Origin of the sequence: Actinophytocola sp., from assembly GCF_049647105.1 — a bacterium.
Lineage (GTDB): Bacteria > Actinomycetota > Actinomycetes > Mycobacteriales > Pseudonocardiaceae > Actinophytocola.
The window spans coordinates 25,860-49,892 of record NZ_JBARWZ010000010.1; the positions used below are offsets into that span (position 1 = coordinate 25,860).

Below are 24,033 nucleotides of genomic sequence, written 5' to 3' on the forward strand. Positions count from 1 at the left end.
CTGTCAGTCCTGCTGGCCCGCGGCGCGGAGTCGACTCTGCGCTCTCGCGCGGATCTCCTCGTCGTCCGAGCTGAGGTCGGCCTGCGCCGACGCCACGTCGATCTCGTCGGCCAGGTCGGCGGACTCCGCGAGGATGCGTACCGCCTCCCCGGTCACGGAAAGGAAACCACCCTGGACGGCCGCGGTGACGGTCTGGCCGTCTGTCGTGCGCACCTTGACCACGCCACCCTCGATCAGCTGACCGAGCACGGGCTCGTGACCGGGCAGAATGCCGATCTCGCCCTCGGTGGTCTGCGCCGAGACGAACGTGCCGGTACCCGACCACAGGCGTCGTTCCACGGCGACCAGCTGGACGGACATCTCGGCCACGCGGTACCTCCTTGTATGGGTGTTCATTCGGAGTCTAATTGGTCGGGTCTCAACCTCCCCAGCCAGGCCGGTGTCGAGAAGGGTGAAACAAGTCACCGACCTACTGGGGTAACACATGGCCGAGGCCGAGGGGGCAGACCGGAGCCGTACGTGCGGGCCGCCCTGGCGAACGCGGCGGCGAACCGCCGGCGGACCAGGTCACGCCGGGTGAGCGAGGTCCCGCTGGAGAACACCACATCACCCGCCCGTCCGGGCCATGAGCAACAGATCGTCGACGGGGACGAGGTGGTGCGGGCCTCCTCGACGACATGGCAGCGTCACGAGCCAAGGCGAACGCCGCGCCCCCGAACCGGGAGCGCGGCGTTCGTCGTCTTCGGGAGCACCTACTTCTTGGTGATCTCCTTGTACTTCTTCTCCAGGTCCTCCAGGCCACCGATACCAAGGAACGCCTGCTCCGGGTAGTGGTCGAAGTCGCCCGTGGTGATCTTGTCGAAGGCCTCGACGGTCTCCTCGCGCGGCACCGTGGAACCCGGCTGGCCGGTGAAGGCCTCGGCCACCAGCATGTTCTGCGACAGGAACCGCTCGATGCGGCGGGCCCGGTTCACCGTCAGCTTGTCCTCTTCGGACAGTTCGTCCATACCGAGGATCGCGATGATGTCCTGCAGCTCCTTGTACTTCTGCAGGATCCTGATGACCTCGGAGGCCACCGCGTAGTGCTTCTCACCGACGATCGCCGGGTCGAGAATGGTCGACGTCGACGCCAGCGGGTCCACCGCCGGGAAGATGCCCTTCTGGAACACCGACCGGGAAAGCTCCGTGGTGGCGTCCAGGTGGGCGAACGTCGTCGCCGGGGCCGGGTCGGTGTAGTCGTCCGCCGGCACGTAGATCGCCTGCATCGAGGTGATCGAACGACCCTTGGTCGAGGTGATCCGCTCCTGCAGCTCGCCCATCTCGTCCGCCAGCGTCGGCTGGTAACCCACGGCGGATGGCATGCGGCCCAGCAGGGTCGACACCTCAGAACCCGCCTGGGTGAAACGGAAGATGTTGTCGATGAACAGCAGCACGTCCTGGTTCTGGACGTCGCGGAAGTACTCCGCCATGGTCAGCGCCGACAGGGCGACCCGCATACGCGTGCCAGGCGGCTCGTCCATCTGACCGAACACGAGCGCGGTGTCGTTGATGACGCCGTCCTCGCTCATCTCCAGGAAGAGGTCCGTGCCCTCACGGGTGCGCTCACCGACACCGGCGAACACCGAGGTGCCACCGAAGTTACGGGCCACACGGGTGATCATCTCCTTGATGAGCACCGTCTTGCCGACGCCAGCACCACCGAACAGACCGATCTTGCCACCGGTCACGTACGGGGTCAGCAGGTCGATGACCTTGAGGCCGGTCTCCAGCATCTCGGTCTTGCCCTCGAGCTGGTCGAAGGCCGGGGGCTTGCGGTGGATGCCCCACTTCTCGAAGTCCGCGCCGTAGCCGGGCTCGTCGAGGCACTCGCCGAGCGCGTTGTAGACGTGGCCCTTGACCCCGTCACCGACCGGCACGGAGATCGCGGCACCGGTGTCGAGCACCTCGGCGCCACGGACCAGGCCGTCCTGCGGCTGCAGGGAGATGGTGCGCACGAGGTTGTCGCCGAGGTGCTGGGCGACCTCGAGGGTCACCGTCTTCTTCAGCTCCTCGAACGTGATCTCGGTCTTCAGCGCGTTGAACAGCTCAGGCACCTGGCCGCGGGGGAACTCGACGTCGACCACAGGACCGGTCACCCGCACGATGCGGCCCTTGGCGGCGTTCTCGGTTGTCGTCATCAGTCTTCACTTCCTACCGAGGCGAGTGCGTTCGCACCGCCGACGATTTCGCTGATCTCCTGGGTGATCTGGCCCTGACGCGCCTGGTTGGCGAGCCGGGTGTAGGTCTTCACCAGGTCGTTCGCGTTGTCCGACGCCGACTTCATGGCGTTGCGCTGCGCGGCCAGCTGCGACGCCGCCGACTCGAGCAGCGCCGCGTAGATCCGGGTGTTGATGTACTTCGGCAGCAGCGCGGAGAGCAGCGCCTCTGCACTGGGCTCGAACGAGTAGGCGGACGGGATCACGTCGCTCTTTGGCTTCGTGTCCTCCGCCCCCTCCTCGGCGTACTCCACCTCGAGCGGCGCGATCCGCTTGGCCACCGGCACCTGCGACAGCATCGAGCGGAACTCCGTGTACACGATGTGCAGCTCGTCGACGCCGAGGATGCCGTCGGCACCCGCATCGTCACCCTCGTCGTCCGCACCCGAGTTGAACGCGGCGACCAGCGTCTTGCCCGCCTCCTGCGCGTTCTCGTAGCGCGGCACCTGGGTGAAGCCGGTCCAGCTCTCCTCGACCTTGCGGTCGCGGAACCGGTAGTAACCGACACCCTTGGAGCCCATCACGTACAGCACCGGCGTCTTGCCCTGCTCACGCAGCAGCGACTGAAGCTCCTCGGCGGCACGCAGCACGTTGGCGTTGTACGCACCGCAGAGGCCCTTGTCGCTGGTCACGACGAGCACGCCGACCCGCTTGGGGTTCTGGCGCTCGGTCAGCAGCGGGTCGTCGAGCGTGGTGGCTGCGCTGGCCAGCGCGGAGAGGACCTTGGTGATCTCCTCCGAGTAGGGCCGGGACGCGTCCACCCGCGCCTGCGCCTTGCTGATGCGCGACGTGGCGATGAGCTCCATCGCCTTGGTGATCTTGCCGATGGACTTGGTCGCCCTGATCTTGGACCGTAGTTCGCGAAGTTGTGCGGCCATCTACTTCCGCCCGGTCAGCTCTTCGGGGCGGAGCGGTTGACCTTGACGGTCTCCTGCCCGACCTCGTCGACGGACATGGCCTCTGCCTCTTCCTCGTTGAGGGGCTTGCCCTCGGAAGTGGTGAAGCCCTTCTTGAACTCGTTGGTCGCGTTGACCGCCCGTTCCGCGAGGTCGTCGGTCCACTTACCGGTGTCCCGGATCTCGGCGAGGATGCCCTCGTGCTTGTGGCGCAGGTTCTCCTGGAGCTCCCTGTTGAACCGCGCGACGTCCTCGACCGGCACCTCGTCGTAGTGACCGTTGGTGCCGAGGTACACGGTGACGACCTGCTGCTCGACCGGCACCGGCGAGTACTGCGGCTGCCTGAGCAGCTCGTACAGGCGGGCACCGCGGTCCAGCTGCGCACGCGACGCGGCGTCGAGGTCCGAGGCGAAGGCCGCGAACGACTTCAGCTCCTCGTACTGCGACAGGTCGATACGCATGGAGCCGGACACCGACTTCATGGCCTTGATCTGCGCGGCACCACCGACTCGCGACACCGACGTTGTCACGTCGACCGCCGGGCGCTGACCGGAGTTGAACAGGTCCGACTGGAAGAAGCACTGCCCGTCGGTGATCGAGATGACGTTCGTCGGGATGTAGGCGGAGATGTCGTTCGCCTTGGTCTCGATGACCGGCAGACCGGTCAGCGAGCCGGCACCGAGCTCGTCGTTCAGCTTCGCGCAGCGCTCCAGCAGGCGGGAGTGCAAGTAGAAGACGTCGCCGGGGAACGCCTCGCGGCCCGGCGGGCGGCGCAGCAGCAGCGACAGGGCGCGGTACGCGTCGGCCTGCTTGGTCAGGTCGTCGAACACGATCAGGACGTGCTTGCCCTGGTACATCCAGTGCTGACCCAGCGCGGAGCCCGTGTAGGGGGCCAGCCACTTGAAGCCCGCCGAGTCCGACGCCGGGGCGGCGACGATCGTCGTGTACTCCAGCGCGCCGTTGTCCTCGAGCGCCTTGCGCACCGCGGCGATCGTGGTGCCCTTCTGGCCGATCGCGACGTAGATGCAGCGAACCTGCTTCTGCGGGTCGCCGGACTCCCAGTTCGCACGCTGGTTGAGGATCGTGTCGACGCAGACCGCGGTCTTGCCGGTCTTGCGGTCGCCGATGATCAGCTGGCGCTGGCCGCGGCCGATCGGGGTCATCGCGTCGATCGCGGTGATACCGGTCTGCAGCGGCTCGCTCACCGGCTGCCGCTGGACCACACTCGCGGCCTGCAGCTCCAGGGCGCGCGTCTCGTCCGCGGCGATGTCACCGAGGCCGTCGAGCGGCTTGCCGAGCGGGTCGATCACGCGACCGAGGAAGGCGTCGCCGACCGGGACCGAGAGGATCCGGCCGGTCCGCTTGACCTCCTGACCCTCCTCGATCTGCTCGTAGTTACCCAGGATGACCACACCGATCTGGCGCGGCTCCAGGTTCTGCGCGACTCCGAGAATCCCACCCGGGAACTCGAGAAGCTCGTTTGCCATGGTCGAGGGCAGGCCCTCGACGTGCGCCACGCCGTCACCGGTGTCGACGACGAGGCCGACCTCCTCCCGGTTGACGTCAGGCGAGTAACTGGACACGTAGTTGTCGATCGCACTGCGAATCTCGTCCGACGAGATCGTCAGCTCCGCCATGTCGTTCCCGCTCCTACCGTCTGTGTCTTTCTCAGAAGTTTGTGCTCGCCGCTAGCCCGCGAGTCGCCGGCGCAGCTCGTCGATGCGACCGATGGCGCTGCCATCGATGACCTCGTCGCCCACCTTGATCACCAGGCCACCCTGGATGGTCGGGTCGACCTCGACATGCAGTGCGATCGGCCGCGAGTAGATGCGCTGCAGGGTCGCGGCGAGCCGCTCCTCCTGCTCGTCGCTCAGCGGGACCGGCGCGACCACCGTGGCCACGGACCGCTCACGCCGCTTGGCCGCCTCGGCGGCCAGCTCGGCAAGCCCGCTGACGACCGTCCGCCCGCGCGGCACGGTCACCAGCTGCTCGATCAGGCGAACGGTGACGCTGTCGGCCTTCTCCCCGATCAGCTCGCGGATCAGCGCGGCCTTGCCTTCCAGCGGGGCGGTCCGGTCGGACAGCGCCCGCTCCAGCTCACTGTCCGCGGCGACGATCCGGCCGAACCGGAACAACTCGTCCTCCACCGCGTCCAGGTGGCCTTCCCGCTCCGCGTGCACGAGCAGCGCGATGCGGCCCAGCTCGTCCATGCCGTCGACCAGCTCGCGTGGCGACGACCACCGCTCGACGACCGCGGCGGTCAGCACCTGCAGTGTCGGCGCGCTGACCTTGCCGGACAGCAGCTGGGTGAGCAGGTCCTCGCGTCGGCCCCGCTCCGCCGACGAGTCGCCGAGCACGCGGCGAAGGCCGACCTCTCCGTCGAGCAGCCGCACGACGGAGAGCACCTCGTCGCCGAGCTGCTCGGCAGGCACGCTCTTTGCCCGCGCGGCCGGCTTGGCGCTCAGCACCTCGAGCAGCTTCTGCTCTGCGATGGCGAGCGCTTCGCGGCTAGCGGCGTGGAACAGCGTCATCGTCAATCCCGTCCGTCCTCGAAAGACCTAGTTCCGCGCCGAGACCGAGTCGAGGTCGTCGAGGAACCGGTCCACGGTGCCTCGGCGGCGCGCATCGTCCTCGAGAGACTCACCGACGATCCGGCTCGCCAGCTCGACCGCGTGACGACCGAGGTCGGCACGCAGCTCCGCGACGATCTGTGCGCGCTGGGCCTCCAGCTGTGCGCGCCCAGCAGCCACGATACGTGCGGCTTCGTCCTGCGCCTGGGTGCGGAGCTCTTCCTTGATCTGCTCCGCCTCCAGCCGGGCGTCGTCCCGGATGCGTGCGGACTCGGCCCGCGCCTCGGCGAGCTGCGCCTGGTAGGTCTGCAGCGCCTTCTCGGCTTCGGCCTGAGCCTCCTCGGCCCTCTTGATGCCGCCTTCGATCTTCTCGGTGCGCTCCTTGTAGAGCGCCTCGAACCGCGGGAACGCGAACTTCTGCAGCACCCACAGCAGAAGCAGGAACGCGACCGCTCCGAGGATGATCTCGGAAACGTGCGGAATGATCGGACTCGGCTCTTCCGCGGCCAGAACAATCGCGGTATTCACCATGGTGGCTCCCGGAGCGTCAGAAGGGGGGACTTACTCAGGTGCGCCGCCCGTGGACGCGATGAAGAACAGCACCAGGCCGATCAGCGCGAGGACCTCGACCAGGACGAAGGTCTGCCACGCGATGCTCATCAGCTTGCTCTGGGCCTCCGGCTGACGCGCGGTGCCGTTGATGACGGCGGCGAAGATGAGACCCACGCCGACGCCCGGGCCGATCGCACCAAGGCCGTAACCGATAAGCGAAAGGCCCGGGTTCAGGTTGAAGGACTCCTGGGCGAGGTGAATGGCGCTCACTTGATTTGTTTCCTTCCAAACTCGGTCCGCGAGGTTTCGCGGATCGGGTGCATGCCTTTAATCGGTTGTGAAATCAGTGGTCCGCGGTCAGGGCGGCGCTGATGTAGTTCGCCGCCAGCAACGCGAAGATGTACGCCTGAAGGACCTGGATCAGGGCTTCGACGAACGTCATCGCGATGGCGAAAGCCCACGAGACCAACGAAACCGGCTTCAGGGGGCCACTAGCCTCGAATAACAGGTACTGACCCGCGAGCGTGAACACGATCAGGATCAGGTGACCCGCGAACATCGCGGCGAATACTCGGATCGCGTGCGTGAGGGGGTTCATGAAGAACTTCACGAACGCCTCGACCGGCACGAGCAGCAGGAGCACCGGCTTCGGCACGCCAGGCGGCACGAGCTGGTTCTTGAGGTGGCCGACGAACCCGTGCCTGCGGAGGCCGATGTAGTGCCACAGCGGGTAGACGATCAGGAGCGAGATCGCCAGTGGGAACCCGATGTGCGAGAAGGTCGGGAACTGGATGAACGGGATGAGGCCGAAGATATTGTTGACCAGTACGAAGACGAACATCGTGACGATCAACGGCACGTACGGCCGGAATTCCTTGGAGCCGATCAGCTCCCGCGCGATGTTGTTGCGCCCGAAGTCGTAGATCGACTCGGCGACGAACGTGAAACGGCTCGGCACCACCGAGAGGCGGCGCGACGCCATCACGAAGAACAACGCGATGATGACCACTGACAGCACCACGAGCAACATCGGCTTGGTGATGCCCAGAAATAGGGGTGGGAGGTTGAAGTCACCCGCACCCGGGGGAACGAACTCTCCACCCTCTGCTAGCCACAGCGCCCGCAACTGGGCTCCTTCCGGTTCTCCCGGCCGGCAGGTTCACACCGCCGGGGGAATCGTCACGATCAGGACGTAACGTACCTCAGGCAGCCCGCGCAACTGACAGCGGCACCCCTGCTCGTGAGGGGTGCGCCCTGGGCTTGTGAACCGAGGTACAAGCGCACCCTATCAGCCGCTCCGGGCCAAGAAGAACGCGCGTACTACTTGGTAGAAGATCTACTGGTCGTCGTCATTGATGATCAAGGTCGGCAGCTTCGTGCGGCGGAAGGCGACGGTGTCCATGGCCGCCCAGACGATCACCACGGCCAGCATCGTGAACGCCAGCGACCTCGTGTGCAGCCAGGTGATCTCACGCAGAACCATCAGCACCAGCAGCAGGATGATCATCTTGCCGATGAACCCGCCGAGCGCGCCGGTCATCACCATCATCGGGTTCAGCGCGGCCGTCTTGCGCATCAGCCACCAGGTGGCGAGCGACGACGCGACCGCGACCGCCCCGCCGACCAGCGCGGCGACTCCACCACGCGCGCCGTACAGCACGCTCGCCACGACGATGCCGACGACGATCGTCGCCACCGCGGGCCAGATCGCGTACCGGAGCATCGCGTCCGCCAGGCGGGTCACGGCCTCGCCGTGGGTCTTGGGCAGGTCGGTCTGAATGCCCAGGTCAGCGGCGCTCGGCTCGCTGTCGGTCTTCTTCTTCTCGGTCTCTGTCATCTCAGGAATGGTTTTCGCTCCGCAAGCTGCGCTCAGTCATCTCGCCCTGAGTCTAGGTACGACCGAGACGACGAGCGCGATCAGGAGGCCGATCCCGATCCCCCACCCCACGGCCAACGCGTCGAACAGGCTCAGCGCGACGGTCCCGAACGCCAGCACGGCGGCCCACAGGTAGATCAACAGCACGGCCCTGCGCTGGGAGTGACCGATCTCCAGCAGCCGGTGGTGGAGGTGCATCTTGTCGGCGTGGAACGGCGAGAGGCCCTTGCGAGTGCGCCGCACCACGGCCATCAGCAGGTCCAGCACCGGTACGAACAGCACAGCGGCGACCACCAGCAGTGGCGACAGGAGCGCGATCGTCTCGGTGCCGTCGAGGCTCTGCACCTTGCCAGACGCCGAGGTGCTGGCCGCCGCCATCATCAGGCCGATCAGCATCGAGCCGGAGTCGCCCATGAAGATCTTCGCGGGCTGGAAGTTGTGCGGCAGGAAGCCGAGGCACGCGCCAGCCAGTGTCGCGGCGATCAGCGCGGGCGGGTAGTAGGTGACGTCGCCGCCGGACTGCTCCAGCAGGTGCAGCGAGAACGCACAGGTCGCGACGGACGAGATGAGCCCAACCCCCGCCGCGAGCCCGTCAAGCCCGTCGACGAAGTTGATCGCGTTGACCATCGTGACGACGAGCAGCACGGTCAGGATCGCGCCCTGGTTCTGGTCCAGGATCAGCAGCGAGCCGCCCGCCCCGTTGCCACCCCACGGCACCCAGAAGATGATCCACTGCAGACCGAGCAGCACGAGAATGCCTGCACACGTCGTCTGGCCCGCGAGCTTGGTGAGCGAGTCCAGCTCGAACCGGTCGTCGAGCATCCCGATCACCATGATCAGGCCGCCGCCCAGCAGGATCGCGGTCGGGTCGAGCGAGTAGTCGAACGCGCGGCGCAGCACCGGCAGCTGGTGCGCGAGCAGCATGCCACCGCACACGCCGAGGTACATCGCGAGCCCGCCGAGACGCGGGATCGGCACCGTGTGCACGTCGCGTTGCCGAGGGTAGGCGACCGCGCCCCACCGCAGCGCGAACAGCCGCACGACGCCGGTGAACAGGAACGTCAGGACCGCCGTCGTCAGCCCGACCAGCAGATACTCCCGGATCGGGAGGCCTGCGGGCTGGAAGTTCTGTGCCAGGTCCACGCGCTCAGTCCCGGGGGTAGGCGGGGTGCGACGCGGCCAGCGATTCGAAGTCCGGGCCCCAGAACGGCGTGTTCAACCCTGCTGCTTCTCTCTCGTGGCGGATTTGCCGGGCCAGGTTACCGCGAGCGGGTTACGGTCCGTGGATGACCAAGCTGAACTACGAGGCTGAGCTGGCCAACCTGCACCTCGAACTGGTGAAGCTGCAGGACTGGGTCAAGGCGAAGGGCCTGCGCGTGGCCGTCCTGTTCGAGGGTCGCGACGCGGCGGGCAAGGGTGGTGCCATCAAACGCATCACCGAACCACTGAACCCACGCGTCTGCCGGATCGCGGCGCTCGGCACCCCCACCGAACGTGAGAAGTCCCAGTGGTACTTCCAGCGGTACGTCACACACCTCCCCGCCGCGGGAGAGATCGTCCTGTTCGACCGTTCCTGGTACAACCGCGCCGGCGTCGAACACGTGATGGGCTTCTGCACCGAGGCCGAGTACCAGGAGTTCCTGCGGTCGGCCCCGGAGTTCGAGCGGATGCTCATCAGGTCGGGGATCATCCTGGTGAAGTACTGGTTCTCGGTGTCCGACAAGAACCAGGAGAAGCGTTTCCAGCAACGCATGCGCGACCGCACGAAACGCTGGAAGATCTCCCCGATGGACCTCGAGGCACGGCGTCGCTGGTTCGACTATTCGAAGGCCAAGGACGTGATGTTCGCCCACACGGACGTGAAGGCTTCCCCGTGGTGGGTCGTGGAGGCGGACTCGAAGAAACGGGCGAGGCTGAACTGCATTTCGCACCTGCTGAGCCAGGTCCCGTACGAGGACGTCGACCCACCGGCGCTGGAGCTCCCCCCACGCGGCCCTGAGGACCCGGACTACAAGCGCCCACCGAAGAAGTCGATGCGCTTCGTCCCGGCAAGGTTCTGACACCTCACGGCCGGGAATTGGCCACCATGGCGTCGTAGACGGGCTGCATCCGGGGCCATTCCTCATCCGGGGCGGAGGCGAACACGAAGTACTCGACCCCGCCGACGAGCCAGTACAAGGCGTGCACCCGCTGGAGTCCGCGCCCGTCCCGGTGCTGGAACTCCCACTCCACCGCCGGATGCCCACCATAGGTGGCGCTGCGCAGATCCAGCCGCCGGTAGGCAACCGTCCTGGCCGCGAAACCGGACTCGTAAGCCACATGCACCCGCACGATGTCCGGCGAGGTGGCACGAGCCCCGCCGAACCCGACGATCCGCGAAGGATCGGAAGGGTCGACAGCCCGCATGGCCCCGGGCCCGCCCGCCGAAACGGACCGCCACTCGTCGGGGATCACCGTCGACAGCTGGGCGGGACCCCCCACCCGCTGGAACCCGGCGGGCGCGGTACTTGACGCCACGGCCGGCGAGGAACCGTCCGACGAGATGTAGGGAGTCGGCCTCTCGGCCCCGGCGGCGTCGGTCTTCGGCATGGTCAGCAGGACGGCGCCGACCGCGGCGCTCACCACCACGTAGGCAGCGGCGAACGCCCACGCCACCCGGCGTGAGCTGAGCGACTTGACGCTCCCCACCAGTTTCACCTCTACACCCCCCCGACATGGGTCTACCGAGAGTAACGTGCCCGCCGAGGTGATCCAATGCTTCGAACGTGGCAGGACGTGATCGTCAAATGGCAGCTGGTGCCGGACGACCAACCTGTCGACCAGCCGGATGCCCGGCTGCACGCGGATCGTGGCCGGTCCGCGCTGGTGGCGGGGCGGCTCGACGAGGCCCTCGCCGAGTTCGAGGCCGCCGCGGCACTGCGTGCCGACCCACTCGACAGGGTGGGTGTCGGCGACGTCTACCTCGCACGTGGCGGTTGGCATAGCGCCGAGGAGAACTACCAGGCCGCGCTGCCGTCGGGTGGGCTGGCCGCCTTGCTGGCACAGGTGGGGCTCGCGCTGGTGAAGATCGGGCAGGGGCAGGCGGCGAGCGCGGTCGCCGACCTCGAGCTGCTCGTCGCCGACCGGCCATCTGACCCGACGTTGCGGTACTACCTGGCGAGCGCGTGGTTCTCGGCGGCGGACCAGTGCCGGTCGCGGACGGCGGACGACGTGCTGGTGATCACCAGCGAGGCGCAGCTGCGGATCTGTGAGGACGCCGGGCGGCGGATCCTCGCGTTGGAGACCGGCGACACGGAGCTGGAGCGGGGCGCCGACCACCTGCTTTCCGAGGTGGCCGCCGGCAGGCGCTGGGCGTGGTCGCCGGAGGGCATCGCGGTGAGCCTCGCGGTGCTGATCGTCGCGCTGGGACTCATCACGGTGGTGGCGGGCGGGTTGCTGGACAACCTGGTGCTGGTGTTCGCGGGTGTGGTGGCTGGTGCGGCACTGCTTTTCGTGGTCGTGCACCGCTTCCGACGACAGACGTGGCGGCGGCGAGCCACCGAGATGGCCCCACACATAGTGAGACAAGGCGTCTAGGAGGGCCTGGTCTAGGGATCCTGGCCTATTCAGGGATCTGTGAGCGAGGGTCTGGGCCTGACCAGCAGCGACCTCAGGGGAACGTGACGGCACCCAGCCACCAACCACCTGCGATCCCCAGCTGTCGCTGGGTCGAGACCAACACTGTGAATTCCGGGGAGGCGGACTAGCGACGGCACCCAGCCACCAACCACCTGCGATCCGCAGCTGTCGCTGGGTCGAGACCAACACTTTAAAATTCCGGGGAGGCGGACTAGCGACGGCACCCAGCCGCCAACCACCTGCGATCCGCAACTGTCGCTGGGTCGACACCAACACTGTGAATTCCGGGGAGGCGGACTAGCGACCGCACCCAGCCACCAACCATCCACGGTCCGAGGATGCGCTGGGTCGACACCAACACTTTGAAACTCCGGGGAGGCGGATACAGTCAGGGCTGTGAGTGTCGTTTACGACTGCGCGCAGGAACCTGACCGTGCCGACGGGCTTGCCGCCGCGGCGAGTGCCGTCCGAGCAGGGCGGCTCGTGGTAATGCCCACCGACACGGTGTACGGCATCGGGTCGGACGCGTTCTCGGGTACCGCGGTGCGTGCGTTGCTGGCGGCGAAGCACCGGGGGCCGGACATGCCGGTCGGGGTGCTCGTCGGATCGTGGTCGACCATCGACGGGCTCGTGCTGTCGGTGCCGAGGCACGCCCGGCAGCTCATCGAGGCGTTCTGGCCCGGTGACGTGTCGATCGTGCTGCCACACGCGCCGTCGCTGTCGTGGGACCTCGGGCAGGTCGGCGGGACCGTGATGCTGCGGATGCCGCTGCACCCGGTGGCGCTCGAGCTGCTGCGCGAGGTCGGGCCGATGGCCGTGTCCAGCGCCAACGTGTCCGGGCAGCCGCCTGCGGCCACCGTGGACGAGGCCAAGTCGCAGCTCGGGGAGTCCGTCGCGGTCTACCTCGACGGCGGCCCGTCCGGCGAACCGGTGCCGTCCACGATCGTCGACCTGTCCGGGGACGAGCCGGTGGTGCTGCGTGAGGGCGCGGTGCCGGTGGCCGCGATCTCCGAGGCGCTGGGGTCCGAGGTCAGGACGTCCTGATCGCGGTCGCGAACCGCGGCCGCCCTGCCAGGTCGTCGTGGTCCTCGACGTCCGTCAGGACCTTCCTGTTCGTCAGCAGCCCGGGCACCGACTCGCGCTGGCTGTCGTCGTGCTCGATCGCGACGGCACCCCCCGGGGTCAGCAACCTGGCCGCCAGGTTCACCACGTGCCTGATCACCGTGAGGCCGTCGCTGCCCGCGAACACCGCCCTGGCCGGGTCGTGCTCCCCCACCTCCGGCGGCACTGGCGTGCCGGCCGGCACGTACGGCGGGTTGCACAGCACCAGGTCGACCTGGGCGTGCAGCTCGGCGAACAGGTCCGGGTCCGCCACGTCCCCGGCGTGCAGCTTGACCCGGCTCGACGCCATGTTGCGGCGGGCCCACGCCAGCGCGGTCGTGTCGATCTCCACGGCGTGGACCTCCGCGTCGGGCCGTGCCGCCGCCACCGCGATGGCCAGCGCGCCGGTGCCGGTGCACAGGTCCACGACGACCGGGTTCTCCCGTCCCGCAAGGAAGGTCAGACCCCACTCCAGCAGCAGCTCGGTCTCCGGCCTCGGCACGAACACGCCGGGGCCGACCTCCAGGGTCACCGTCCCCATCACGGCCCAGCCCAGCAGGTGCTGCAGGGGGATCCGCTTCGCGCGCTGGTGCACGAGCTGACCGATCGCCTCGACGACCTGGCGGTCCACGAGCGGGACCATCATCAGCTTGCCGCGCTCGACGCCGAGCACGTGTGCCGCGATCAGCTCCGCGTCCACGCGCGGCGAGGCCACCCCGGCGTCCGCCAGGATGCGTTCCGCCTCCATGATCGCGAGGCGAAGCGGCTGTCTCGACATGGCGGTCAGCCTGTCACGACGACTGATGGGCGGCGAGTCGTTCGTCGCGGTCGGCGGTGGCGAGGGCGTCGACCACGCCGTCCAGGTCGCCGTTCAGCACCTGGTCCAGGTTGTAGGCCTTGTAGTTCACGCGGTGGTCGGAGATGCGGTTCTCCGGGAAGTTGTAGGTGCGGACCCGCTCGGAGCGGTCGACGGTGCGCACCTGGCTCGCGCGTGCCGCCGACGCCTGCTTCGCGGCCTCCTCCTCGGCGGCCGCGGCCAGCCTGGCCTTCAGCACCTGCATCGCGCGCGTCTTGTTCTGCAACTGACTGCGCTCGTTCTGGCAGGACACCACGATGCCGGTCGGCAGGTGCGTGATGCGGACGGCGGAGTCGGTGGTGTTGACGCTCTGGCCGCCCTTGCCCGACGAACGGAACACGTCGATGCGCAGCTCCTTCTCCGGGATCTCCACGTCCTCGACGGTGTCATGCACGTCCGGGTACACGAGTACACCGGCCGCGGAGGTGTGGATGCGGCCCTGCGACTCGGTGGCGGGGACACGCTGCACGCGGTGCACGCCACCCTCGAACTTCAGGCGCGACCACACGCCGTCGGCGGTCGGGGTCTTCGAGCGGATGGTGACCGTCGCGTCCTTGTACCCACCCAGCTCGGTCTCGGTGCCGTCCAGGACCTCCGTTGACCAGCCGTGCTTCTCCGCGTACCGCAGGTACATGCGCAGCAGGTCGCCCGCGAACAGGGCCGACTCGTCGCCGCCCTCGCCGGACTTGATCTCCAGGATGAGGTCGTCGCCGTCGTGCGGATCCCTGGGCAGCAGCAGCTCGGTGAGCTTGGTCTCCAGCGCGGGGACCTTCTCCTCGAGGGCCGTGGCCTCCTCGGCGAACGCCGGATCCTCCGACAGCTCACGGGCCGTCGCCAGGTCGTCGCGGGCCCGCTCCAGCTCACGCAGAGCGCGGACGATCGGGGTCAGCTCGGCGTAGCGGCGGCCCAGCTTGCGCGCACGGGCCTGGTCGCCGTGCACCGCCGGGTCCGCGAGCGACTTCTCCAGCCCGGCGTACTCGCCGAGCAGCTCACCGAGCGATGACGCGTCCACACTTGTCCCTCTCGTGACGTAGACACGAAAACGGCGTCCACCCAGGTCGGGTGGACGCCGTGATCGAAGCTACTTGGCCTTCTTCTCCCGCTTGCCGTAGCGGGCCTCGAAGCGCGCGACCCGGCCACCGGTGTCGAGGATCTTCTGCTTGCCCGTGTAGAACGGGTGGCAGTTCGAACAGACTTCGACGTGGATGCTGCCCGACTTCTTGGTGCTGTGCGTGGTGAACGTGTTCCCACAGCCACAGGTGACCTCGGTCGTGACGTACTCGGGGTGAATTCCGGTCTTCACAGATCTTGCCCTTTCTCGGTGGCCGCCGGGTCCCCGTCGAACGTTGGGGTGAACCGGAGCCGGACTCGACCTAACAGTCTGCCAGATGTCCTGGCAGGGGCTTCAACACGCCCCTACCAGGACATATTCCGGCTTCAGTCGTCGTTGACGGACGGTGTGTTCTTCGCCACCTGCATCAGGAACTCGATGTTGGTGCGGGTCTTGCGGAGCTGGGTCAGCAGCAGGTCGATGGCCTGCTGGTTGTCCAGCGCGTGCAGCACGCGGCGCAGCTTCACGGTGACGGCCAGCTCGTCCGGCGGGAGCAGCAGCTCCTCCTTACGAGTGCCGGACGCGTCGACGTTGACCGCCGGGAACGTGCGCTTGTCGGCGATCTTGCGGTCGAGGATGAGCTCGGCGTTACCCGTGCCCTTGAACTCCTCGAAGATCACCGTGTCACCCGCGGACCCGGTCTCGACCAGTGAGGTCGCGAAGATGGTCAGCGAGCCGCCGTCCTCGATGTTGCGTGCCGCACCCAGGAACCGCTTCGGCGGGTACAGCGCGGTCGAGTCGACACCACCGGACAGGATCCGGCCGGACGCCGGGGCCGCCAGGTTGTACGCACGGCCGAGGCGGGTGATCGAGTCGAGCAGCACGACCACGTCGTGGCCCATCTCGACCAGGCGCTTGGCCCGCTCGATCGACAGCTCCGCGACCGTGGTGTGGTCGCCGGGCGGGCGGTCGAAGGTCGAGGCGATGACCTCTCCCTTCACCGACCGCTGCATGTCGGTGACCTCTTCCGGCCGCTCGTCCACGAGGACGACCATCAGGTAGACCTCGGGGTTGTTGGTGGTGATCGCGTTGGCGATCGCCTGCAGCACCGAGGTCTTGCCCGCCTTCGGCGGCGACACGATGAGCGCGCGCTGCCCCTTGCCGACCGGCATCACCAGGTCGATGACGCGGGTGGTGAGGATGTGCGACTCGGTCTCGAGACGCAGCCGCTCGTTGGGGTAGAGCGGCGTCAGCTTGGTGAACTCGGGACGCTGCTTGGCCTGGTCCGAGTCCAGCCCGTTGATCGTCTCGACACGCACCAGCGGGTTGAACTTCTGCCGCTGCTGCTCGCCCTCGCGGGGCTGGCGCACCATGCCGGTGATCGCGTCGCCCCGGCGCAGGCCGTGCTTGCGGACCAGCGACAGCGACACGTACACGTCGTTCGGGCCGGCGAGGTAGCCGGACGTGCGGACGAACGCGTAGTTCTCCAGCACGTCGAGCACACCGGCGACGGGCAGGAGGACGTCGTCCTCGCGCACCTCGGTGTCCGGGGCGTCGCTCCGGCCACCGCCGGTGCTGGGGCCAGTGCCCCGGCGGCGACGGTCGCGGAACCTGCGGCCGCGCCTGCGGCCACCGTCCTCGTCATCGTCGTCGTCGGGACCGTTGTCGCGGTCGCGGTCGTTGCGACCGGAGTTGCGCTGGTCACCGCGGTTGTCCTGGTTGCGGCCACCGCGGTTGTCCTGGTTGCGGCCGCCACGGTCGCCCCGGTCGCCCCGGTCACCACGGTCGCCCCGGTCACCACGGTCGCCCCGGTCACCACGGTCGTTGCGGTCGTTCCGGCCGCCGCGGTCATCACGCCTGTCGCCCTGCTGCTTCTCGGCGGGCTTCTCGTCGACGGAGCCGCGCTGGTCACCGCGGCTGTCGCCACGGTTGTCAGTGCGGTTGTCGCCGCGACTGTCAGTGCGGTTGTCGTCCCGCTTCTCGGCCTGCTCCGGCGATCCGACCGCACGGCTCGAGCTGCGGCGACGGCGGTTGCCATCGCGACGACCGCCATCTTCGGCGTCGGACTGCTCGGCCTTCGGCTCGGACTCGGTCCTGACCTCCGCCTTGGCCTTCGCGGGCTTGTCAGCGGCCGGCTTGTCGTCGATGCCGAGCGGCAGCGTGTCGGCCGCCGTTTTCGCGCTCGAGGCAGGCTTCGACGAGCCGCCGGACTGGCGCTCCTTGATGGCCGCTATCAGGTCTCCCTTGCGCATCCCGGCGGTGCCGGTGATGCCGAGCTGGCCTGCGAGCTCCCGAAGCTCCGCAAGGACCATGCCGGTGAGACCGGCGCGACGCTTGGCACCCCCGTTTGCGCTGGTGCGCTGTGTTGTGTCGGCCGCACCGGCAGCGGTGTCGACCGTGCCGTTGGCAGTCTCGCTGCCCAGCAGATCAGTGTTGCTCACTCATGTCCTTCCTGACCAGGTCCCCGCCTCCTGAGGTGGACCCGTGAACCAGCGGACCGCCGTTCGTCGAACCGAGACGGCGTACTCCGCGGCCTCGCCAACGCGGAGATTTCGGTCACCACTGGTTTCGGTGCCCGCCAACGTCGACTCCGGCTGGGAAAGGGCCGAGCCGCCGACTGAACGGAAGATGCGACCCGAGGAAAGAAAATCCTCGGGAACGACACCGGGCGCCCGTACGCGCGGTGACTGAACGCCCCTGAGGGTAGACGCACACCCTCAGGCGTGCAACAACCGGGGCTACCCGGCGTGGCACAACCCCACAACGTGGACTACCTGGCGTTTGTTCCGATCGACCCGTTCGGCACGACCGTGACACCCGTCCGGTCGACTGGAAGCGCACACACGGTGAAGCCCGCGGTGTCGACTCCAGACGGGAGCGCGCCGAGGGGCGGCAGCGCGAACACGGTCGGGCCGGCGCCGGAAACCATTGCGGGCACACCGTTCTCCCGGAGTTCACGGACCATCCGCATGGTGTCCGGCCACGCCTTCTCGCGGTAGTCCTGGTGCAGCCTGTCCTCTGTGGCCGGCAGCAGGAGGTCGGGCCGGGCGGTCAGTGCGTGCACGGCGAGCGCACAGCGACCCGCGACGAAGGCGGCGTCGGAGTGCGGAACGTTGCCGGGAAGCAACCCACGCGTGACCGATGTCGCGGACCGCGTGCCGGGAACCAGCACGACCGGCGCGAGGTCATGGTGCGGTTCGAGACGCACGGCCCGGAACCGGGTTCCTTCCGACCATGCCAGAACCAGGCCGCCGTACAGGGAAGCGGCCACGTTGTCGGCGTGCCCCTCGAACTCGGCGGCGAGCCGCAGCGCATCCCCGTCGAGCTCCCTCCCGGCCAGCCCGTACGCCGCGGCGACGCCCGCGACGATCGCGGCGGCCGACGAGCCGAGGCCGCGTGCGTGCGGGATCGCGTTGTGACACCGCAGGGACACCCCGGGCAGCGCGACACCGAGCGCGTCCACACCGGCACGCAGCGCACGCACGACGAGATGCTCCTCGTTCGTCGGCACCTCGGCCGCGCCCTCGCCGGTGACCTCGACCTGGACATCTCCGCCGGTCACGGTCACCTCGACGGTGTCGTACAGGCCGAGCGCCATGCCGAGCGCGTCGAAACCGGGGCCGAGGTTTGCGGTGGACGCGGGCACCCGGACCCTGACGGACGACCCGTTCATGTCAGTTCGAGTGCGGACGCGACCGCGTGCGGCTCCACCGGGATCGCCTCCACCGGCGCCATCTCGGCGAGCACGGTGTCCGGGTCCTTCAGGCCGTGGCCGGTGACCGTGCAGGCCACGAGCGACCCCTTCGGGATGCGGCCGTCGGCCGAGGCGGCCAGCAGCCCGGCGATGCTGGTGGCGGACGCGGGCTCCACGAACACCCCCTCCCTGCGGGCGAGCAGGTGGTACGCGGCCAGGATCTCTTCGTCGGTGACCGCGTCGATGAGACCGTCGGACTCGTCGCGGGCGGCGATCGCGCCGGTCCACGACGCGGGGTTGCCGACGCGGATGGCGGTCGCGATGGTGTCCGGCTCCTTGACCGGTTTGCCGTGCACGAGCGGCGCGGCGCCCGCCGCCTGGAAACCGAACATCCTGGGTACCGCGGGCACGACACCGTCGCGGGCGTAGGCCCGGTAGCCGCTCCAGTACGCGGTGATGTTGCCCGCGTTGCCGACCGGGAGGCAGTGGATGTCGGGGGCGCGGCCGAGCGTGTCGCAGATCTCCCACGCGGCGGACTGCTGGCCGACGAGCCGCACCGGGTTGACCGAGTTGACCAGCTCGATCGGGTACTCGACGGCGGTCTTGCGGGCCAGTTCGAGGCAGTCGTCGAAGTTGCCGTCGATCTGCAGGATCCGCGCGCCGTACACGACGGCCTGGGCCAACTTGCCCTTCGCGATCTTGCCGCGCGGCACGAGGACGGCGCAGGTGAGGCCGGCGCGGGCGGCGTAGGCGGCGGCGGACGCGGACGTGTTGCCGGTGGACGCGCAGATCACGCCCGCCACCCCGGACGCGAGCGCGTAGGTCATCGCGACGGTCATGCCGCGGTCCTTGAACGAGCCCGTCGGGTTCGCGCCCTCCACCTTCAGGTAAACCTGGCAGCCGGTCAGCTCCGACAGGTGCGGCGCCTCGACCAGCGGGGTGCCGCCTTCCTGGAGCGTCACCGGCTTGGCGCCCGCCGGCAGCTCGATCCGGTCGGCGTAGGCGGCGATGACGCCCGGCCACGCCGGGCGCACGCCAAGACTCGCCTGAGGTGTCATGGTGATTCTCCTTCGACCCGCATCACGCTGGCGACCTCGTGCACCGACGGCAGGCCGGCCACCTTGTCCACAGTGGACCGCAGCGCCTCGTCCGGCGCGTAGTGCGTCACGATCACCAGGCTCGCGTCGGTGCCCCGGCCCTGCTGGCGCACGGCCGCGATGCTCACGTCGTGCTCGGCGAACACCGACGCGACCGAGGACAGCACACCGGCGCGGTCGGCCACGTCGAGGCTGATGTGGTAGCGGGTGTTCACCTTGGCGATCGGCTGGATGGGCAGCGCGGCGTAGGAGGACTCCCCAGGGCCCCGTCCCCCGCTGACCTTGTTGCGTGCCACCGCGACGAGGTCACCGAGCACGGCGCTCGCGGTCGGCGCGCCACCAGCGCCCTGGCCGTAGAACATGAGCGAGCCCGCCGCGTCGGCCTCGACGAACACCGCGTTGAACGCGCCGCCGACGCTCGCGAGCGGGTGCGTGCGCGGGATCATCGCCGGGTGCACGCGGACCGCGACGCTGCCGCCGCCGTCGTTCCCGATGCGCTCGCAGATGGCGAGCAGTTTTATCGTCCTGCCAAGGGTTTTCGCGGCGGCGATGTCGGCGGGGGTGACCGCGGCGATGCCCTCGCGGTACACGTCGGCGGCGGTCACCCTGGTGTGGAAGGCGATCGAGGCGAGGATGGCCGCCTTGGACGCGGCGTCGTAACCGTCCACATCGGCCGTCGGGTCCGCCTCCGCGTAGCCGAGCCGGGACGCCTCGTCGAGGGTCTCCGCGTAGCTCGCGCCGGTCGCGTCCATGGCGGACAGGATGAAGTTGGTGGTGCCGTTGACGATGCCCATCACCCGGTTGATGCGGTCACCGGCGAGCGACTCACGCAGCGGGCGCACCAGCGGGATCGCGCCTGCCACCGCGGCTTCGAAGTAGAGGTCCGCACCGGAGGACTCGGCGGCCGCGAACAGGTCGGCCGCGTGCTCCGCGAGCAGGGCCTTGTTCGCGGAGACGACCGACTTTCCCTTGCTGAGCGCGGAGACCAGCAGCCCGCGCGCCGGGTCGATGCCGCCGATGACCTCGATCACGACGTCCACATCGGACGCGACGAGTGCCTCCGCGTCGGTGGTGAGCAGCTGTGCCGGGACGTCAGGGTGACGGTTCGGGCGGCGCACCGCCACCCCGGTCAGCTCGACCGGGGCGCCGATGCGGGCGGCGAGGTCGTCGCCCTGCTCGTGCAGGATCCGCATCACCTGCGAACCGACGGTGCCGCAGCCGAGCATCGCCACCCTGATGGGCTTTGGGCTCGCGTTCATGAGACCTCCAGCCGCAGCAGGTCGTCCAGCGTCTCCCTGCGCAGCAACAGGCGCGCCTCGCCGTCGCGCACCGCGACCACGGCCGGGCGCGCGAGGCGGTTGTAGGAACTCGCCATCGCGTAGCAGTACGCACCGGTGGCGGCGACCGCGATCAGGTCGCCGGGGGTGAGGTTCTCCGGCAGCCAGCAGTCCCGCACGACCACGTCGCCGGACTCGCAGTGCTTGCCGACGACCCGGGACAGCATGGCCTCCGTGCCACGCTCCCCCTCCGCGCTGGACCGCGACACCAGCCTGCAGTCGTACAGCGCGTCGTACAGCGCGGTGCGGATGTTGTCGCTCATGCCGCCGTCGACGCTCACGTACCGGCGCGCGGACCCGTGGCCAAGCTCGACGTCCTTGGTCGTGCCCACCTCGTACACGGTGACCGTGCCGGGGCCGACGATCGCGCGGCCCGGCTCGACCGCGATCCTCGGCATGTCCAGCCCGGCCTGCTCGGCCTCCTTGGACACGATGTTCTTCAGCTGCTCGGCCAGCCAGCCAGGCGGCGGCGGATCGTCGTCGGCCGTGTACGCGATGCCGAGGCCGCCGCCGAGGTCCACGGTGGTGACCGAGGCCATCGCGTCGGCGCCGTGTTCCTTGTGCAGCTCGGCGAGCAGGCCGATCACGCGGTGCGCGGACAGCTCGAACGCGTTGGCGTCGAAGATCTGTGAGCCGATGTGGCTGTGCAGGCCGATGAGCTTCAGGCCCGGCGCACGCAGCACCCGCCGCACCGCCTCGGCCGACGCGCCACCGGTGAGGGAGAAGCCGAACTTCTGGTCCTCGTGCGCGGTCGCGATGTACTCGTGGGTGTGGGCCTCGACGCCGACGGTCACCCGCACCAGCACGTTCTGGGTGACGCCCCGGTCCCGCGCGATCCGGTCGAGCCTCGCGATCTCGAAGAACGAGTCGAGCACGACCGTGCCCACCCCGGCCTCGACCGCGGCGGTCAGCTCGTCGACCGACTTGTTGTTGCCGTGCAGGGTGATCCGCTCCGGCGGGAAGTCCGCGCGCAACGCGATCGCCAGCTCGCCGCCGCTGCACACGTCGAGCGAGAGGCCTTCCTCTGCCACCCACCGCGCGATCCGCACGGACAGGAACGCCTTGGCCGCGTAGTGCACGAGCGCAGGGTCGCCGAACGCGGTGGCGTGGTCGCGGCAGCGGGACCGGAAGTCGTCCTCGTCCATCACGAACAGCGGCGTGCCGAACTCGCGGGCCAGGTCGCGGACGTCGACCCCGGCGATCCGGACCACGCCGTCCTCGTCACGCGCGGCGTTGCGGGGCCAGATCTCGGGCGCCAGCCGGTCCAGGTCCTCCGGGCTCGACGGCTGCGGGCCCGCGGTGTTGTTGGGCAGCATGACATCCGCGTGGCGGGGTCCTGCCGGATGTGCGCGCACGGGCCTACATCCGTTCTGGTGCGTCGACGGCCAGCAGGCCGAGGCCGTTGGCCAGCACCTGGCGCGTCGCCGCGCACAGGGCGAGCCGGGCGGTGTGCAGCGGCGTTGGCTCCTCGTCACCCTGCGGCAGCACGCGGCAGGCGTCGTAGAACTTGTGGTACGCCCCCGCCAGCTCCTCGAGGTAGCGGGCGATCCGGTGCGGTTCCCGCAGTTCGGCCGCCGTGCGCAGGACCTCCGCGTACTGGCCGATCGTGCGGATCAGCTCCCCCTCGCGCTGGTGGGTGAGCAGGCCGAGGTCCAGTTCGGTGTCCTCGGTCGGCACGGTCAGCCCCAGGTCGGCGGCGTTGCGGGTGAGCGAGGCGAGCCGGGCGTGCGCGTACTGCACGTAGAACACCGGGTTGTCGCTGGTGCGCCGCGTCCACAGGTTCAGGTCGATGTCGATCGTGGCGTTGGCCGACGACCGGACGAGCGCATAGCGGGCCGCGTCCACGCCGACGGCGTCGACCAGGTCGTTCATCGTGACGATCGTCCCGTTGCGCTTGCTCATCCGCAGCGGCTTGCCGTCGCTGACCAGGTTCACCATCTGGCCGATGAGGACCTCGACGGTGGCCGGGTCGTCGTCCAGCGCCGCCGCGGCCGACTTCAGCCGGGCGATGTAGCCGTGGTGGTCCGCGCCGAGCATGTAGATGCACAGGTCGAAGCCGCGCCCGCGCTTGTCCGCGAAGTAGGCGATGTCACCCGCGATGTAGGCGGGCAGCCCGTCCTTCTTGATGACCACGCGGTCCTTGTCGTCGCCGAACTCGGTGGTGCGCAGCCACCACGCGCCGTCGGCGAAGTACAGGTGGTCCTTCTCCTTGAGCTGCTCCACCAGCTGCTCGACCGACCCGGACTTGTGCAGCGAGTCCTCGTGGAAGAACACGTCGAAGTCGGTGCGGAAGTTGTGCAGGTCGGCCTTGATCTCGTCGAACATCAGGTTGACGCCGATCTTGCGGAAGACCTCGGCGCTCTCCTCCGCCGGGAGGGACAGCGCGCTCGGCTCCCTGCGCAGCACCTCGGCCGCGACGTCCGACAGGTACGAGCCCGCGTAACCGTCCTCTGGCGGCGGCTCGCCCTTCGCCGACGCGATCAGCGACCGGACGAACCGGTCGATCTGCGCGCCCGCGTCGTTGAAGTAGTACTCCCGCGTGACGTCGCCACCCTGCGCGGAAAGCACGCGGCCCAGCGCGTCACCGGCCGCGGCCCAGCGGGTGCCGCCCAGGTGGAGCGGGCCGGTCGGGTTCGCCGAGACGAACTCCAGGTTGATCTTGCGACCGGCCATCAGGTCGCCGTGGCCGTAGGTCTCGCCCTGCGCGAGCACCTGCCTGACGATGTCGCCTTGCGCGGCCGCGGCGATCCGCAGGTTGAGGAAACCGGGGCCCGCGACCTCGGCGCCGGAGATGCCGTCCTGCCCCGCAAGGCCCTCGGCCAGCCAGTTCGCCAGGTCTCGCGGCGGCACGCCGAGCTTCTTCGCGACCTGCAACGCGAGGTTCGTCGCGTAGTCCCCGTGCTCCGGGTTGCGCGGCCGCTCGATCGACACCGAGGGCGGCAGGGCGGAAACATCCAGGTCTCGGCTGGTCAGCACGTCGGACGCGACGGAGCGGACCAGATCGGCAAGTGCTGCGGGAGTCACCCCGACAAGTCTAGGTAGCGGGTGCGGACCCGATAGAGTCGCCTCGGCCATACGATGGATGCTGACTTCTCGAGGAGGCGGTGGCCATCGAATTCCGGGCCGGCAG

At 68.8% G+C, this 24,033-nt stretch carries 23 protein-coding genes; 3 read left to right on the forward strand and 20 right to left on the reverse strand.

Features of this window, described 5'->3' with window-relative positions; genetic code table 11:
* Positions 1–3: 3 nt before the first annotated feature.
* The 10 genes from WBA97_RS00945 to WBA97_RS00990 form a co-directional block, all read right to left on the reverse strand.
* Positions 4–360 carry a F0F1 ATP synthase subunit epsilon gene (locus tag WBA97_RS00945; RefSeq protein WP_424228736.1) on the reverse strand — a complete coding sequence of 119 codons (357 nt, stop codon included), beginning with the start codon at positions 358–360 and terminating at the stop codon, positions 4–6.
* A 392-nt stretch (positions 361–752) separates the two neighbouring features.
* Entirely contained in the window at positions 753–2,177 is a 1,425-nt protein-coding gene (gene atpD, locus WBA97_RS00950) for a F0F1 ATP synthase subunit beta (protein ID WP_424228693.1), read from the reverse strand.
* Positions 2,177–3,133: a F0F1 ATP synthase subunit gamma gene (locus tag WBA97_RS00955; RefSeq protein ID WP_424228694.1), complete on the reverse strand. Its 957-nt coding sequence runs from the start codon at positions 3,131–3,133 to the stop codon at positions 2,177–2,179. The genes atpD and WBA97_RS00955 overlap by 1 nt, the downstream gene beginning before the upstream one ends.
* 14 nt (positions 3,134–3,147) lie before the next feature.
* On the reverse strand, positions 3,148–4,788 hold the full coding sequence (atpA, locus tag WBA97_RS00960; RefSeq protein ID WP_424228695.1) for a F0F1 ATP synthase subunit alpha: 1,641 nt from the start codon (positions 4,786–4,788) through the stop codon (positions 3,148–3,150).
* A gap of 51 nt (positions 4,789–4,839) precedes the next feature.
* The gene (locus WBA97_RS00965; protein ID WP_424228696.1) at positions 4,840–5,682 is read right to left on the reverse strand and encodes a F0F1 ATP synthase subunit delta; all 843 of its coding nucleotides are present in this window, start codon (positions 5,680–5,682) and stop codon (positions 4,840–4,842) included.
* 27 nt (positions 5,683–5,709) lie between these two features.
* A complete protein-coding gene (locus WBA97_RS00970) occupies positions 5,710–6,252 on the reverse strand; it encodes a F0F1 ATP synthase subunit B (protein ID WP_424228697.1) in 543 nt (180 codons plus the stop codon).
* A 30-nt stretch (positions 6,253–6,282) separates the two neighbouring features.
* Positions 6,283–6,543 (reverse strand): ATP F0F1 synthase subunit C, encoded by a 261-nt coding sequence (locus WBA97_RS00975; protein ID WP_184812136.1) that lies wholly within the window; start codon positions 6,541–6,543, stop codon positions 6,283–6,285.
* A 73-nt stretch (positions 6,544–6,616) separates the two neighbouring features.
* Positions 6,617–7,399, reverse strand: coding sequence for a F0F1 ATP synthase subunit A (gene atpB / locus WBA97_RS00980; protein WP_424228698.1), 783 nt, complete (start codon positions 7,397–7,399; stop codon positions 6,617–6,619).
* A 210-nt stretch (positions 7,400–7,609) separates the two neighbouring features.
* Positions 7,610–8,110 carry a hypothetical protein gene (locus tag WBA97_RS00985; RefSeq protein ID WP_424228699.1) on the reverse strand — a complete coding sequence of 167 codons (501 nt, stop codon included), beginning with the start codon at positions 8,108–8,110 and terminating at the stop codon, positions 7,610–7,612.
* Positions 8,111–8,146: 36 nt separating this feature from the next.
* Complete coding sequence (locus tag WBA97_RS00990; RefSeq protein WP_424228700.1) at positions 8,147–9,292, reverse strand: glycosyltransferase family 4 protein; 1,146 nt, start codon at positions 9,290–9,292, stop codon at positions 8,147–8,149.
* Between the two features lie 143 nt (positions 9,293–9,435).
* Between WBA97_RS00990 and ppk2 the strand changes: the two genes are divergently transcribed.
* Positions 9,436–10,209, forward strand: coding sequence for a polyphosphate kinase 2 (gene ppk2, locus WBA97_RS00995; RefSeq protein WP_424228701.1), 774 nt, complete (start codon positions 9,436–9,438; stop codon positions 10,207–10,209).
* 4 nt (positions 10,210–10,213) lie between these two features.
* Here the strand turns inward: ppk2 and WBA97_RS01000 are convergent, their stop codons facing one another.
* The gene (locus WBA97_RS01000) at positions 10,214–10,837 is read right to left on the reverse strand and encodes a hypothetical protein (protein WP_424228702.1); all 624 of its coding nucleotides are present in this window, start codon (positions 10,835–10,837) and stop codon (positions 10,214–10,216) included.
* A 66-nt stretch (positions 10,838–10,903) separates the two neighbouring features.
* Between WBA97_RS01000 and WBA97_RS01005 the strand changes: the two genes are divergently transcribed.
* Entirely contained in the window at positions 10,904–11,725 is an 822-nt protein-coding gene (locus tag WBA97_RS01005; protein WP_424228703.1) for a hypothetical protein, read from the forward strand.
* 438 nt (positions 11,726–12,163) lie between these two features.
* Positions 12,164–12,811: an L-threonylcarbamoyladenylate synthase gene (locus tag WBA97_RS01010; RefSeq protein ID WP_424228704.1), complete on the forward strand. Its 648-nt coding sequence runs from the start codon at positions 12,164–12,166 to the stop codon at positions 12,809–12,811.
* Here the strand turns inward: WBA97_RS01010 and prmC are convergent.
* From prmC to argS, 9 genes are all read right to left on the reverse strand, one after another.
* Positions 12,798–13,646: a peptide chain release factor N(5)-glutamine methyltransferase gene (gene prmC / locus WBA97_RS01015; RefSeq protein ID WP_424228705.1), complete on the reverse strand. Its 849-nt coding sequence runs from the start codon at positions 13,644–13,646 to the stop codon at positions 12,798–12,800. The two genes, WBA97_RS01010 and prmC, sit on opposite strands and share 14 nt — an antisense overlap.
* Before the next feature lie 13 nt (positions 13,647–13,659).
* Positions 13,660–14,736 (reverse strand): peptide chain release factor 1, encoded by a 1,077-nt coding sequence (gene prfA / locus WBA97_RS01020; RefSeq protein ID WP_424228706.1) that lies wholly within the window; start codon positions 14,734–14,736, stop codon positions 13,660–13,662.
* A gap of 69 nt (positions 14,737–14,805) precedes the next feature.
* Positions 14,806–15,027 (reverse strand): 50S ribosomal protein L31, encoded by a 222-nt coding sequence (rpmE, locus tag WBA97_RS01025; protein WP_424228707.1) that lies wholly within the window; start codon positions 15,025–15,027, stop codon positions 14,806–14,808.
* A 134-nt stretch (positions 15,028–15,161) separates the two neighbouring features.
* Positions 15,162–17,216: a transcription termination factor Rho gene (gene rho / locus WBA97_RS01030; protein WP_424228708.1), complete on the reverse strand. Its 2,055-nt coding sequence runs from the start codon at positions 17,214–17,216 to the stop codon at positions 15,162–15,164.
* Between the two features lie 329 nt (positions 17,217–17,545).
* Positions 17,546–18,448: a homoserine kinase gene (gene thrB / locus WBA97_RS01035; RefSeq protein WP_424228709.1), complete on the reverse strand. Its 903-nt coding sequence runs from the start codon at positions 18,446–18,448 to the stop codon at positions 17,546–17,548.
* Positions 18,445–19,527, reverse strand: a complete 1,083-nt coding sequence (gene thrC, locus WBA97_RS01040) for a threonine synthase (protein ID WP_424228710.1) — start codon at positions 19,525–19,527, stop codon at positions 18,445–18,447. Before thrC ends, thrB begins: the two co-directional genes overlap by 4 nt.
* Positions 19,524–20,825 (reverse strand): homoserine dehydrogenase, encoded by a 1,302-nt coding sequence (locus WBA97_RS01045; protein ID WP_424228711.1) that lies wholly within the window; start codon positions 20,823–20,825, stop codon positions 19,524–19,526. The genes thrC and WBA97_RS01045 overlap by 4 nt, the downstream gene beginning before the upstream one ends.
* Positions 20,822–22,258, reverse strand: a complete 1,437-nt coding sequence (gene lysA, locus WBA97_RS01050; protein WP_424228712.1) for a diaminopimelate decarboxylase — start codon at positions 22,256–22,258, stop codon at positions 20,822–20,824. Before lysA ends, WBA97_RS01045 begins: the two co-directional genes overlap by 4 nt.
* A 4-nt stretch (positions 22,259–22,262) precedes the next feature.
* Positions 22,263–23,927 carry an arginine--tRNA ligase gene (gene argS, locus WBA97_RS01055; RefSeq protein ID WP_424228713.1) on the reverse strand — a complete coding sequence of 555 codons (1,665 nt, stop codon included), beginning with the start codon at positions 23,925–23,927 and terminating at the stop codon, positions 22,263–22,265.
* Between the last annotated feature and the right edge of the window lie 106 nt (positions 23,928–24,033).